Source organism: Marinobacter sp. (assembly GCF_048259445.1).
In the GTDB taxonomy this organism is placed as follows: Bacteria; Pseudomonadota; Gammaproteobacteria; order Pseudomonadales; family Oleiphilaceae; genus Marinobacter.
Genome location: NZ_JBLXHQ010000031.1, coordinates 33,477 through 47,868 on the forward strand (window position 1 = coordinate 33,477; position 14,392 = coordinate 47,868).

Here is a 14,392-nt window from a genome sequence, read left to right on the forward strand (position 1 = left end):
GCAATGGCTATATGGAGTACCGGGAAAGCACTCATGGCAAGACGATTAGGAAACGCTGGTTCTTGTTAAACCGGGATACTCTAGGATGAGGTGGTAGCAAGAAAAGGCGGCGGGATAAGCCTTACCGGCGGGCACTGTCCTCGAATGGTTGGAAACGCGGTTTTTTCTCGCCACCTGCCCAGGTACCGGATCGAGTGTGCAAGCGAGCTTTTGCGCAATCGTTACGAATGCATCGTCTGCATCGCCGTTCAGTAAATAGCCTAACATTGCGCCAGAGTTAGAGAATGGAGCGTAACGGCATGTCAGAAATTGGTTGGTGACGTCGGACACATAGCTTGCGACGGCATTCGGGGTTTTGAGAACCTTGGCTTCGATCGGCCACATAATTCGCTCGTTGCCCCTAAGAACGAAGGCAAGATCATATTCGGGCGGTTGTGCAGGTGGAGGCATCATTGTCTCGCGCTCGAAGGGACCATGCTGAATGTAGAAGGGCTCAAATCCTGACATCGAAGACCGCACGCGCGGTTCGAGCAACTGGGTAATACTCCTCTCCAAGTCACGCGAGTCAATCTGAGGCTTGTCAGCCTGCATACATGCATATGCAGTCCAGATGAAACCTAACAGTGCTTCCGTCGGATTCTGCATCCACGACTTGGCTTGGACGATGAAGTTTGGGTCCACGATTTTTGCCGATCGGATATCATCAACCTCCTTTATCAATGCAACGAGCCTTCCGGTGTTGTTTCGGTGGTCTGGGTCCATTGGAAGAGATCCAGCGCGACTTCGTCGCCATCCTGCAGAGCGGTACTTCGCGTCCAAAAACGCTTCTGGTCTGGCTTGACAACGAAAACTGTCGGCACCCCGTCTTCGACATCGTAGATGCGCACCACTCGTTGATTAAAAATGCCCCCTTGCGAGCGCATGCGCATGTCGAGCCGACGGAACTCATTGAGAAGTTCGTCAGAGTCCACTTTCTTAACACCGATGCTGTTAATCGACGGCCCCCCAAGCTCGAATGCGACTAGCCGGTAAGGGATGTACTCTTCTTCAACTTGGAAAATGGTTGCAGAAATTGATTTTTGCTCGCCAAAGCCTGCTTTCAAAACTCGGGTGAAAATCTCACAATAGGCCCGTAGATGTTCATCAGGATCTGCCCCCGCCGATAGTGTGGACTGGCGGCCAATGGACTGCTCGTTTCCGATGAAATCGCCCAAGGTATAGTCGATCATATCCTCGACCAGTATCCGCTCGGGCTCATTGAGCTGAAACAAGTCGAAGCTCAGTCGATCAATCGTCTCCGGCGTATCGAGTGTGTAGGTCCATTGCGCGTCGCTGTCCGGCACCGGCAGGCCGAGTAATTCTCCCTTGGATGGTTTGGGACGGTAAAGAAAACGACCGCTTGTTAGGAGTAGGACATAGACCGCGACCTTGCTGTTGAATACCAAACACGCGGCATTAAGCAATGCCTCTGAATCGCAGTGGATCGAATAATAGCTTTCGTTGCAAAGTATCCCTTCGCCATGCGCGCTTCGTGTCAGACGTGCGTTAAAGCGTCCTGAAGGCTTGGTCCAACTTTGCTTGACGATCAACTGCGGCGCGGCGAAGGAGGCAACGCTCGTAGATGCCCGCGAGTGAATCGGCGTATTTCCTATCTTTGGAAAATCGGCGACATCTAAATAGCGGGATGCGCCATCGGGAAAAGAAGTGTCGTTGAAGATGCGCCATTCGCTGAGAGCGGGGACGACTTTGGTGCGATCTCCGAACTTGATGCCTTGTTGACTCAGCATATCCGCCCTGCTTGAGAGCGAAGGGTAAGCTCGCAGCCGTTTGAGCAGAGTAATGTCGCGTTTGCTGCCCCACATTAGCTGCGTCCAAATCAATTGATTGCCGATAGCCTCAGCCACTGTTAGAGCACGCCGGTCATTGGGCTCGATCACAACTGTAAATTCGTCGACGAATGGTTTCAAATATCGCGGGCTGATATAGTCTATTGTGTCCTCAGCGGTAGGTGCCGCCTTGGTCAAAACAATTACACAAACCGGCGCCGCCGATGTTTTGGTGGTATGTGTCTTCCGCTTGAAGACCCTGAAGCGAAGTGCCGATAGATTATAAATGGTCTCCACCCGGTGAGAGCCCAGCAGCTTTTTTCGGAATTCGATTGCAGTCGGACTAATGTTGAACAGCAGGCTATTCGCCGACTGGATCAATGCGACCCGTCCGTCGCCCTTTGCTAGCTCGGCTGCCTTGACAACAAACAGGCCACCAATGTCATTGTTGGTGACCGGCCATTTGCGGCGCTCATCCGTAGCCCATTCGCGTGCGCCGTCAGTGATCACGCCGTCGCCCCACGGCGCGTTGCCAATGATCAAGTCGTAGGAATTCTCATCGCTCTCACAACTGAATCCCTTGTGGGCCTCGTTGAAGAAATCCGACTGGATCAGACGCACGTCGCGCATCGACGGGAAACTGACCTGTGTCCAGTAGTGCCGCGGCTCAATCTCGTCGCACATCGCGAGGTATAGACTAAAGCACGCGACACGCACTGCGTGCGGATCGATATCGACGCCAAAGATATTGCGCTCGAGGAGGCGCCGTAACACTTCGGCACGCACCGGCTGATCCGGATTCGCAGCTTTCCAGCGATGCACCAGCCGCTGGAAAGCCTTCACAAGGAAAATGCCGGAGCCGCAGGATGGATCGAGGATCTTCAAATCCCATGCCGCGCCATGCCAGGGCAGCACGCGATCGAGTACGAAGTCGACCATATGCGGCGGGGTATAAAAGATCCCATCCTGCGACGCACGTTTGGTTACGAAGGTCTCGTAAATACTGCTAATAAACTCTAGCGGGATCACGTCGAAGGCGTACTGCGGCCACAGACAGGCTTGTCTCGAGTGCATGTCGAGATCACCGCGTATAAACTCTGCGAGCAATTCAAGATGGTCCCGCGAAACGATGCTGCGTTCCTTGTTCCATCCGATGGCGCGAGCCTCAGCGGTATCCCCCTTGCCAGGAAAGAGGTCGCCATTAAACTTAGTGTTTAGCCAGTCGAACAACCTGTAGGTATCTTCGTAATTTGCAAGGACACTGCTGAACGACGAATGGCGCTCTTCGAGAACCTGATCTTTGTGAAGGCGGTGTAACTTGGCCTCAGTCAGTGCCGGATTGCCGTCTTGGTCTTTGCGATCGAAGAGGAACTGGACGAAGATAACCCTAGCAAGGAGATCGTGGCATACATCGTCATCGACCAACCCGCGCGCGGCAAGCTCGTCGCGGATATAGCGCATATTGCCGAGCAGCATCTGATCGGCGCGACCGTCTCGGTCGAACCGCCCCTTATGCATGGCGAAGAAATGACCGGAGATCAGGTTAACCCAGTGAAGCGCGCGCGCCGCACGTCTCTGCAAATCTGTCCCTTGATCTCCTGCAATTTCGCCGGCCGTGAGAGCCGTGACAAGATAGTCAGCGATTGGCCGATCCGGATCCGGCGCTTCGCAACAGCTCCATACCCGCAGCGTCGTTGGTTCAATAGTGATGAGCGTGGGCGAGTGCGAGAAGTTCCACGATAGACGCTGAAGCTCGCGCAGAGCATCGGCGCTTGGGCTTTGATCGAACTCAACGACAATCGCGAGAGGCGGCTCGGAAGTCACAGCGTCGGGATCCGCCATCAATACGCCAAGACGTGCATAGCGAAAATCGCGGGAAGATCCAAGGGAGCGCCCGATCTTGTCATGGACCAGCGACGCATAGACAGACGCCCCGGAACCCCGAGGATGGGTCACTTGCTTCGGCTCGGGCCATCCGAGCATCGCGTGCGCCATATCAAGCGTGATGGAGACGGATTGAGTCATGGCAGCAAATCAAGGCGACCTTGCTTGTCGCCTCCGAACTTGCCTGCAGCAGAAGCTCCCCGGGGCTTCTTTGCGCTTTTGGTCAAATTGAGACGCGAGAAGATTGGGTCGATTGGGATGCGGTTAGCCCGTAGCTCAGAGAGCAACGCGGCGATCACGGCCAAATGCGTCGGGACTTCACCGCGTTTCGCATTGTTCGATACAGAATTGGGACGCATGCCGACCAAATCGGCAAACTTGCGCACGCTCAAACCAGCCTTGCCGAGTTCCGATATAAACTCCTCATATGACAAGACTGCCTCACATTAATTGCACACATTTTAATTATCCGTAACACATTAAAATATGAGCGTCGAGGCTCAATGCTCCTGTTATGACCGAACTCTCTCAGCGTCAAGGATCATCGCGCGGTAAGCCAAGGTAATAAGATATGAACAGCCCCTAGATTTGTAGACACCTTGCCCCCTAAAAATGAGGACAAGGAGAAGATTATGAGCACCTCCCGATTTACCGAAGATTTCAAGATTGACGCGATCAAGCAGATTACCGAGCAGGGAGAAAGAGGCAAAAAACCTCTGGCTTCCCCGCAGGCATTAACAGATCTCATAAAGTCTATGAATCGTTCAGAATCTGTCAAACCCCACAGTACAAAACCAGTCAGATTCCGCGAGTGCTTCATACGTAGCCGTCTGCCAAGAATTAATACGATTCGCCCTGCGCGATTCCCCTTGAAACTCAAGCTCTGCTCGCACAGCACCGGCCCCACCAGAGTTGAAATGCCGCTGTAAATTTTTCCTAATATCAGTAATCTCGCGCGCGGCTTGGCTTGAATAAAGATTAGCGAGCTCCAACAGATCAAACTGGTGCACTATTCTAGCATTGAGGGTTTCATCCCACTCGCCTACTTCTAAGACATGAAAGATAAGTGCGGCAGGTGTCTGCTGGACAACATGCGCTCCGAGCCATTGTATTTCAGTCACATCATCAAAGTATGGATGTAGGACCGTATCGTTTTCGCTTGTTGGCTCGGCGTGCCACTTCAACTTATTGCAGTCAATACATGAGCCAACAAGGTTGATCGGCGTTACAGCAAATATTGGGTACAGTGTTTTTGGAAGAACATGATCCAGAGTAGAGACATTCCTATGATCACAAAATGGGCAGCGATCGCCCTCGGGCAAAAGCATGATCTGATCATAAATAGGGCGGCCCGGCTGACCTTTCTTTGCCATGCGCCCTTCATAAGTCTTAACCATCTCGCTACCTGGAACTAATCCTATAGGATCAATTTTTGGTATCAGGCACAGTTCGCTGTTCTCAGCTTTAGCTACGTAATCGTCGGCTGCTGTCTCTATGTTTGGGCGTATCGCTGTCAAACGGCGCCGGTTCTCAGGGTTTCTGACGCGGCTAATGCAAGTCGTAAATGTTTCGCCCGCATCAAAGTCAGGTTGTTCTACACGCCACATCTATTCGCCCTCGCCAGCATTTCGTGATGCAATCATGCTGCTAATTAGAGCACGCCCCTCAGCGCCAACTTGATTTTCAAACTTCTCTGTCACTTCTCTGATCTGCTGTTCGTCGTCCACGGAGTCAGCCAATAATCTGTGGAATCCAGAACGCGTAACTTCTAGGCCAAAAATTTCACTCGTTAGGAGACCAACATTTTCGGCAAAGGTCTCTATTCCAGGGCGGCTTGCTTCCGCTGCGTGACCATGTCTAACAATTTTCCAGACACACGATCGCGGAACTTCTTGAAGCACCACCGGGGAGTGTGTCGCAATGATTGCCACACCGTTTCGATTGATAAGCAGATCTGACAGGGCTCGAATAAAAGCAGCTAACAAAGGTGGGTGAAGGTGAGCTTCAGGTTCATCCATTAGAACAAGCGTTTTCTCCTCCACATGTTCAACAAGCTTGGTGATGGTAAGAAGCACAATTTTGTGACCTGAGCTTAAGCGTCGATATAGTTTGCCTGACGCCCGCCCGAAATCTTCTTTATCTACATCAGCAAGGCTGGCGACTTCGGCTTCGGCGAATAGTGGGTCTGCCTCAAGTGTCGTTAGCGCTTTGCGCCACCGTTCCGCCCGAACTCCACTCGTACAAAGTTTTGCGCTAGCCGAAAAATTCTTCGCAAGTTCTTCAGGATCACGGGTAGTCATAATCCATTCATTTTTATTATCTTTTATTCTTTTTCTCAGGCCGACATTAGTATACCTCACGCCCTCTGTAGCATTACGACGTTGGCGCAGAATTTTAAAGTCATCGAAAGCGCTAAATGAAATTGATAGAATGTTTGAGAATGGGCTTTCATGCGTTTCTTCAAATGTACTTAACTGACTGATAAACTGGCCATTCACATCTTGGCTACTATCTGGAGAGACTAGGGCCCGCGTCATTGCGTTTAGAAGGTATGTTTTCCCGACACCATTTCGTCCTATCAAAACGTGGATGTTCGTAGGGGGTAGTGATTCTGGTGTAACTTCGAAATCCAAACGAATTGACTCCACGCTCTCGTGCAAAGGAGTTGGACCTACATAACTAAAATTGTAGTCAGTCAGTTCGACACCGCCGCCAATAATGCGGCGAAATTGGCCTTCAATTGTTTTCCTGTTGACGGAACGTAGTAGCGATACACCCGTCACGTTTTCTTCAAGGGCTTGAATATAAAGCTCTTTGTCGGCAGATATGTCGTTGAGCGCTGCCAGGAACTCAGCGGCTGTTTTCTTTCCTAAGGACATTACCGCTGTATAATAATCGGCGTCCTGACCCAATGAAAAAAAGCGTTCATCCAGCTCGTTGAACACATCAGGTAGCTCTGGTCGGGCTTGTTTCTTACCCATATCGAACTGCCCGATTTTCACCGCCCCTATTTCGTGCTTTTCACCGTCAGCATCAAAAAAGGTTGCGCTGTATAGTGTTGAGTATTCAAACCAATCATTCCAATTGTCTGTCCAAAGGTATCCGATGGACGCACCCTCACTAGGTACATGGCTATTATTTGGAATGACATGAAATCTCATGGCAGCCTGCGTAATATGTTGTTGAAATCAAACCTCGAAAGACTTCGATGGCTTATAGCTGGACCCCGAAAACAATAAAAATTATCGATGTCTATCCAATTAGATCGCTGCATAATCCCCACCTTTTTCTACGGTAGAGGAACGTTGCCTTTCAAAAAAACTAAACAACACATCGGTTTTGATGCCGAGGTCTGCTTCGTCATATTGCTCCACCGGCAACCCCGTCCGATCATCATAGAGAAAATCATAGATCGACTGGCGGAAGCGGTCACGGGTTGAGACCTTAGAGAAGATGTCCTGCACGTCCCGCATCTGCTTTTCGAGCTCTTTCAAAAGCGACACAGCGACAGACTTGATCTTCTTGATTTCGGCCTTTGAAAGGTCGGGCTTAAGCAGCATATCGAAAACCGCGAGCTGCTCCTCGCTCTCAAGACCTTCTTTGACGTGGCGCTGTTGCTCCTCACTCATCTCGGCTGTGAGCTTCATAAGAGCTTCAAACGTCGCCTCAATGGTGTTTTTATCTTTTTCCTTGTTGTAGTCGCGAACGATCTCGTCAAAGCGTTCCTGAAAATCAACACGCAGCGGATTTTGCATCAGCATCTTACGCAGCCGATCTTCAACAACCGTTTTCATATCCTGAACATCTGAACGCTTGCTCTCACTCTTCGCGAACTCTTTGCGCAGCAGATCGAAATTGATCTTCGAGATATCGAAGACCTTGTCATCCGATTCTGTGTCGGCCTTGACGTCGATTGCCTCACTGACAATCGCATTCAGCTTCTGGATGATTTCCGAGGTATCGGCTTTGTCCCGATCTTCCTGCAATGTCTTGTAGAGGAAATTGATTGCCTCGCAGTCGCTGCGATAGTCCTGCACGCCCTTGAAGGTCAGGCAAGCTTTGTATTTTCGAAAGACAGAACGAGCGGAAATTTCGAACTTCTTGCGGCTCTCATCGTCCACATTCACCGCTTCTTTCGCATCGACCAGCGCCTTGTTCTTGGCGAAGCCGGTTGCGGTCTTAAGTGTTGCGAGTTCGAAGCCATTGTCATGGAGATGCTGGCGGACAAATTCTATGGTCTCAGACAGCTCATCCAGCAGCTCTTCCTCTGGATGGAGCGGATCGGTTTCCGGCCCTTCGCCGTCAAATCCAACTTCTCCCGTGTGGCCAGCGAAGGTCGCCAGTGCCTTTCTAAGGTTCTTGAGGATACCGCAATAGTCGACGATCAAACCGTTATTCTTGCCCTCTTTGACACGGTTCGCGCGCGCGATGGCTTGCATCAGCGTATGCGCCTGAAGGGGCTTGTCGAGGTAAAGCGTCGAGAGTGATGGCACATCAAAACCGGTCAGCCACATGGCGCACACGATCACCACACGAAACGGATTCTCTTCTCGCTTGAAGGCGGTTTCAACGTCCAACCGCTTCCCGTCTTCCAGCAAGAAGCCGTCCTTGATCAGCTTACGATGCGGGCCAATATCGAGATCCCACTTGCGGAACCTATCCACTTCGCCCTGTTCATCACTGACAACAACGGCGATTTCGGTTTCCCGCATCCACGCGATCTGGCGCTCCCGAACTGCCTGGTCCTGGTCGTCACGGGCGTCTTTCTGCTCAGCTTCCAGCGCAGCAATCCGCGCGTCCCAGGCTTCCTTGATAAAGCCATGCATACGGACGGCGGTGATCTTATCAATCGCCACAAACATCGCTTTACCCGTTTCCCAATTGGTCGAGTAATGCGTCGCGAAGTCCTCCGCGATATGGCGTAGGCGTTTCTCTGCCGTGATGACGTGGTATTCGCGCTTCAATTCATTTTCGAGCTTGGCCGCGACATCGGCATCTTCAATCTCCGCTTCTTCAATCGCTGCGGAAAGCTTCTCGTTCAATCCCTCCGCTGATAGGCCGAGCTTGTCCCCCCGCGCATCGTAATAAAGCGGCAGGGTGGCGTTATCTTCAATCGCCCGTTGGAAGTCGTAGGTCGAGACATAGCCGCCAAAGACACGCTGGGTTATTTCATCGCTGGTGAAGAGCGGTGTCCCGGTAAACCCGATATAGCTGGCGTTCGGCAATGCATCGCGCATGTTCATCGCGAGCGTCCCGTACTGGGTACGGTGCGCCTCATCAGTCATGACAATGATATTGTCGCGAGCCGAGTACTCGTGTCCGTCTTCGATTTCCTGATTGAACTTCTGCACGAGCGAAAAGACAAAGGCCTTTTGCTCACCCAAAAGCTTTTTAAGCTCCGCTCCGTTATCGGCGCGGCAAGGGTCCTTGTCGTTGTTGACCAGTCCAACCCCGGCAAAGGTCTTGTAAATCTGGTTGTCCAGATCTGTTCGGTCGGTCAGCACAAGGAAGGTGAAATCACCTCCGAGTTTTCGGCGTACCTTCTGCGCAAAAAGCGCCATAGAATAGGACTTACCCGAGCCTTGCGTGTGCCAGAACACGCCGAGCTTCCCGTCGCGCTCTTTGCGATTGATCACAGACTGTAACGCACGGTTGACGCCAAGATATTGATGGTTCCGAGCAACGATCTTGGCGAGCTTGCCGGTGCTTTCATCGAACAAGATGAAGTTCTCGAAAATGTCGAGGAAGTTTGCCCGCGTGCAGATCCCCTTGATCAGGGTCTCCATCTGCACCACGCCCTTGTCGCCCTCGGCCAGACGTTTCCAATCACTGAAATGCTCGTACTTGGCAGAGATGGAGCCCATTTTGGCTTCCACCCCGTTTCCAAGCACCACAAAGGCGTTGAAGTGAAAAAGCTGCGGGATCGTGTCCATATAATCGCGGAAATTGTCGTCATAGGCACGGCGCAGCGATTTGTCGGGGCGTTTCAGCTCCACGAACATCAAGGGCAGGCCGTTAACGAAACCAATGATATCAGGTCGGCGACGGTGCCCGTTGGGACCGCTCACCCACATCTCGCGGACGCAAAGAAAATTGTTGTTGTCGGGGTTGGTGTAATCAAACACCTTCAGGCGGCTTTTCTTGATCTCGCCGTTCTTTTTGTAACTCGCCAATACGCCATCGCGGATCAGCTCATACTTCTCGCGGTTGGTCTGAACGACGGATTGGAAAGCGAGTGTGTCGGTGACTTGGCGCAATGCGCTTTGATAGGCCTCATCGGGCAATCCCGGATTGAGGCGAACCAATGCTTCGCCCAGATGACGGGTGAGAACGACATCCCGATCAGATTTGCGCCCCAACGTTCCTTCGAGCCCGAAGGTCTCAGTATTGAAAGCAAACACACTGTCCCAGCCAAGTTCCTGCTCCAGGTACTCCGCCAGTGTTTGTTGTGCCAATCTGTCTTCGGTGTAATCGTTCACTAGCTAGACTTCCAACCTCCCATCCATCAAACGGGGGAGAAGAAGGTCGCGAGCCTGAGCAAGAGCTTCCATCTGCTTTTTTAAGCGACGAACCTGATCCAAGATAGGACGGACTCTCTCGTCAAAATCCACAAGCAACTCGTTAGTTGGGATTGTGGCAGGGAGCGCTCTGAATTTGCTTTTGCTAATTTCCGCGTATGTGGAACCGCCAGCATGCGCCCGAATTTCTTCAACGCGATGTATCAGATTAAATAGTAAATAGTACCGCAGTACTTCCTCATGGGGAATTATATTGATGAAGCCTTGATTAGTACAGACCTCACGATCAATGATTCCAAAAAAACCAACTGACGCGCGACTCGTCATTAAAATTGTGTAAGCGGGCACAAGCTTGGCTGAAGACTTTTTCAAGCCCGCTTGACTGATCTTTTTCTCTCCATCCAATAATGCGAGACAGTTATTTCTAGTGATATCAGTTGGAGTAATCCAAGTAACATCAGCGTCAGCCCAATATTCTGGGACTTTGGTGGATGGTGTGCCGCCACCGATAGTATCGCAAACGTCCGCAAAGATTTTTTGTTCCCACCCCTCCGGTACGCCATCGATGATTTTGACGTGTTCGTGGCCGGGGAAGCGGAAATGGACGAACCATTCGCGATACAAAAGCCGCGCCGCTTCCTCCAACAACGCAATCCGCCGCCGGTTATTTTCAATCAGATCGTCATATGCGGTCAGAGTAGCCGCAATCTTCTTCTGTTCATCAACAGAAGGCAGAGAGACATTAACGCGATAGATTCGCTCAGGAGCTGTATGGCGGACCTTTGTACCAGTCGCACTTCCGTTGACCTGCCCCCGAACACCTCGTGTGTTAAATAAGTAATAGAGAAATTTCCTATCCGCTTTTGTTTCATCGATCTGATTTATGAGACCGATACGCTGATTGTGCAGATAACGTGCACCTTCGGGAATAACAGCCGAGCTTCCCAACAACCCTGGGCCTTGCTCAGTCATGGCGATGACGACATCACCTTCATTTAATATGTATCCGTTTGGGATTTCACCGCTATAGGAACGGTCTTTTCCCATACGAGATCGAAAGCCGCCACTTTCGAAGAAATTACCAGGTGTCAGGACAACGTATGGTCCTTCATCCTCAAAATGTGCACTCTTAAATGCAAAGCCATGCTTCACACGTAAGACGTCTCCCAGAGTGCATTCAGCCCAACTCATATAACCAACTCTTCGAAGTTCTTTTTGATGGTAGCCGCTAGCTCAACCGCCTCAGTATTCAACCCTTCAATTTCGATGTGAATGTCGCTGAGCGCTTCCTCGAAATCGAACTCTTCGTCCTCTTCCTCCGGTGCGACGCCAACATACCGCCCCGGTGTCAAGCTCCAGTCATTGGCTTTCAGCTCATCGCGGCTGACGAGCTTGACCAGCCCTTCCACATCGCAGAGCTCTGCATCAGGAAAACGCGTTTGCAGCCATTCGGCCTGGGTGTGAAAGTACCGCGCCATCTTCAGGTGCTCGGTCACCTCATGACGCGCGACATCAAGCTCATTCAGGCGCTTTTTACCCTCCGCCGGTTTGGTGCCATCTTGCACTTCCTGCTCATGCACGCGGGTAGCCAGCTTGTAGAAATGGTCAATTTCCTTGGCCAAGGCCTTGGCCTGATCTGCCAAAGGCTCGAATGCAGTGGCTGAATCTTTCAGTCCCGCATTATCCTGCGCGACATCATCCCAATGCTCCGCCTTGACTGTTTTCGCCTTCTCGGCCAGCAGGTCTATGTCGGCTTCGATGGTTTCGGCCAGCGCATCGAGTTCGTCGTTCTTATGCGCGGTGGTGACCGCATCAATCGCCTTGACGAGGCCTGAAAAATCGCAGGCCTGCATTTGGGTGTAGGCTGTTTCCAGATAGCTTTCGACAAGTCCAAGGAAACGATCCGTCTGGCCGCGATAAAGCCAAACGATGGCGGTTATGTTCTGCTGCTGCTCCGGCGTGAAATCGAAAATCTTGCGCGTCACCTTGCGGTAGATATTCCGCGCATCGATCATCAGCACCTTGTCTTTGAGGTGTTCCGGCTTGCCCTTGTCAAAGAACCACAGCTCACACGGCACGGCACGCGTATAGAAGAAATTGCCGCGAATGGCGACCATCACATCGACATCGCCGGTTTTGATCAGCGCTTCACGAACCTTGGCTTCACCGCCTCCGGCAGAAGACGCCTGCGAGGACATTACAACGCCGGAGCGCCCGGTCGGTGACAGATATGAATGGAAGAACGACATCCAGACATAGTTGCCGTTGGAAACCTTGCCGCCCTTGTTCACACCCGGCAGGCCAAATTCCAGACGCGGATCATTCTTGATTTTTTCGGCGTCGATTTCATCCACGTTGAATGGTGGATTGGCCATCACGAAGTCGGCCTTACCGACCATGTCGTGCGGGTCTTCGTAATAGGAAATCGCCTTTTGAATATCGCCTTCCAGGCCATGAACAGCGAGGTTCATTTTCGCCAGTCGAATGGTCGTCGGGTTTTTCTCCATCCCGTAAAAGGTCACGCGGTCGCTTGGGTTCGCCTCCATCTTTTCAATGAAATGCGCCGACTGCACGAACATCCCGCCCGACCCACAAGCCGGATCGATGATTTTGCCGTGATCAGGCTCGATCACATTGACGAGGGTTTGAACAATGGAAACCGGCGTGAAAAACTCGCCGCCGTCATGGGCCTTCTGATCGGCAAACTGGGTCAGGAAGTACTCATAGATTTTGCCGAATACATCGCCGTCCGCTTTATCAAGCGCTGGGTCGCTGAAGGTCCGTAGAAGCTGGCCGAGATCTTCATCTCCCAGTTCCTGGTATTCCGCTTTCGGCAAAGCTCCGTCTAGGGAAACATAGTCGGCCTCAATGCTTTCCATTGCCGCAATAATCGCACCAGCTCTGTCGCCACCGTCAGGGATAGCGACAAGCTGATCAAATTGAGCGTCAGGCCTCAGGAAAATCGAACCGCGCTGCGAGAAGTCTTCTTTCGTCAGTGGCCGGGTGACACCACCACGGGACGGGAGCGTGGCTTTTATCTCATCTTGGACACGAAGGAACCGGCTATAGGCGTGGCGCAGAAAAATTAACCCCATAACGGGCAGAAAATATTCGTTGCTCGCGAAGTTCGAGTTTGCACGAAGATGGTCTGCTACAGACCAAAGCCGCTTTTCGATTTCACCGATATGTTCCATTTAGACCTTTGTATTTTCTTTCTCGGTCAAGGCTATCCGCCTAACGACCACCATTTATAAGTGACTTGCAGCGCAACCAGATCGACCAGTTCATGTCTGACAGCCCACGCCTGAGCACCAAGAAATCATTCTAATTCAGTTGCTCAATACTCTCAGCGAAACCTTACATGCAACAGATCTAGTGGCACATCTGGCATTATCGTTTTTCTTTTCCGTTGAGCATGGCACCGCCATGCGAATAAGCAGGAAGCCCGTTTGGGCTGTTTGGTGGGCCCACCAAACCTATCCTGCCCCCAGCACGACAGGGTAAAGTTGTGCAATCTTAGGCACAGAGTGGCACAAACTGGCAATCTCCGTCAATCTCTGGCAATCTTTGGCACTTTCTGACAATGCATTGTAACTGTTATATTTTTATAAATACCTACCCTTAAGAGAACATGCGTTTTTTGCCTTGCACATGAGTCATTCCGACAGGTAATCAATCTGATCCAACCTTCGAGGACACAATCAGTGCATGTAGCAATCTACGCCCGCCACTCCACCGATAAACAGGGAACAAGCACCCAGGACCAGATCCGGCGCTGTCAGGAATTTTGCCAAGGCAAAAGCTACAGCATTGCAGAGATCTATCGTGACGAGGCGATTTCAGGATCCCACATCGTAAACCGCCCAGGTCTTAGCGCACTGCTAATCGGGGCTTTCAATGGGAGGTTCGACCTTGTTGTCGCAGAGGACTTGAGCCGCATCAGCCGCGATCAAGCTGACACAGCCAACTTCTTTAAGAGAATGCTGTTTCTGGGCGTGCCCGTTGAGACAGTCAGTGAAGGCCTTATCAACGAATTGCATATCGGCCTCAAAAGCACGATGAATGCGCTCTACCTCAAAGACCTTGCCGACAAAACACACAGAGGCGTCATTGCCGCTGTTCTTCGCGGCGGCGTCCCCGGCGGCAAGCTCTATGGCTACGATT

Annotated in this window: 9 protein-coding genes; 1 reads left to right on the forward strand and 8 read right to left on the reverse strand. The window is 51.6% G+C overall.

Going from position 1 to position 14,392, the window contains the following annotated elements; genetic code table 11:
• Positions 1-45 precede the first annotated feature (45 nt).
• From ACN0RL_RS17515 to ACN0RL_RS17550, 8 genes are all read right to left on the reverse strand, one after another.
• On the reverse strand, positions 46-762 hold the full coding sequence (locus ACN0RL_RS17515) for a hypothetical protein (RefSeq protein ID WP_417260429.1): 717 nt from the start codon (positions 760-762) through the stop codon (positions 46-48).
• A complete protein-coding gene (locus ACN0RL_RS17520) occupies positions 717-3,851 on the reverse strand; it encodes an HsdM family class I SAM-dependent methyltransferase (protein ID WP_417260430.1) in 3,135 nt (1,044 codons plus the stop codon). The genes ACN0RL_RS17515 and ACN0RL_RS17520 overlap by 46 nt, the downstream gene beginning before the upstream one ends.
• Complete coding sequence (locus tag ACN0RL_RS17525; RefSeq protein ID WP_417260431.1) at positions 3,848-4,144, reverse strand: hypothetical protein; 297 nt, start codon at positions 4,142-4,144, stop codon at positions 3,848-3,850. Before ACN0RL_RS17525 ends, ACN0RL_RS17520 begins: the two co-directional genes overlap by 4 nt.
• Before the next feature lie 330 nt (positions 4,145-4,474).
• The gene (locus ACN0RL_RS17530) at positions 4,475-5,317 is read right to left on the reverse strand and encodes a hypothetical protein (RefSeq protein ID WP_417260432.1); all 843 of its coding nucleotides are present in this window, start codon (positions 5,315-5,317) and stop codon (positions 4,475-4,477) included.
• Positions 5,318-6,871 carry an ATP-dependent nuclease gene (locus tag ACN0RL_RS17535; RefSeq protein ID WP_417260433.1) on the reverse strand — a complete coding sequence of 518 codons (1,554 nt, stop codon included), beginning with the start codon at positions 6,869-6,871 and terminating at the stop codon, positions 5,318-5,320.
• Between the two features lie 99 nt (positions 6,872-6,970).
• Entirely contained in the window at positions 6,971-10,189 is a 3,219-nt protein-coding gene (locus tag ACN0RL_RS17540; RefSeq protein ID WP_417260434.1) for a type I restriction endonuclease subunit R, read from the reverse strand.
• 3 nt (positions 10,190-10,192) lie between these two features.
• The gene (locus tag ACN0RL_RS17545; RefSeq protein WP_417260435.1) at positions 10,193-11,419 is read right to left on the reverse strand and encodes a restriction endonuclease subunit S; all 1,227 of its coding nucleotides are present in this window, start codon (positions 11,417-11,419) and stop codon (positions 10,193-10,195) included.
• Positions 11,416-13,422, reverse strand: coding sequence for an N-6 DNA methylase (locus tag ACN0RL_RS17550; RefSeq protein ID WP_417260436.1), 2,007 nt, complete (start codon positions 13,420-13,422; stop codon positions 11,416-11,418). The genes ACN0RL_RS17545 and ACN0RL_RS17550 overlap by 4 nt, the downstream gene beginning before the upstream one ends.
• A gap of 510 nt (positions 13,423-13,932) precedes the next feature.
• Between ACN0RL_RS17550 and ACN0RL_RS17555 the strand changes: the two genes are divergently transcribed.
• A partial coding sequence (locus ACN0RL_RS17555; RefSeq protein WP_417519132.1) for a recombinase family protein occupies positions 13,933-14,392 on the forward strand: 460 nt, incomplete at its 3' end.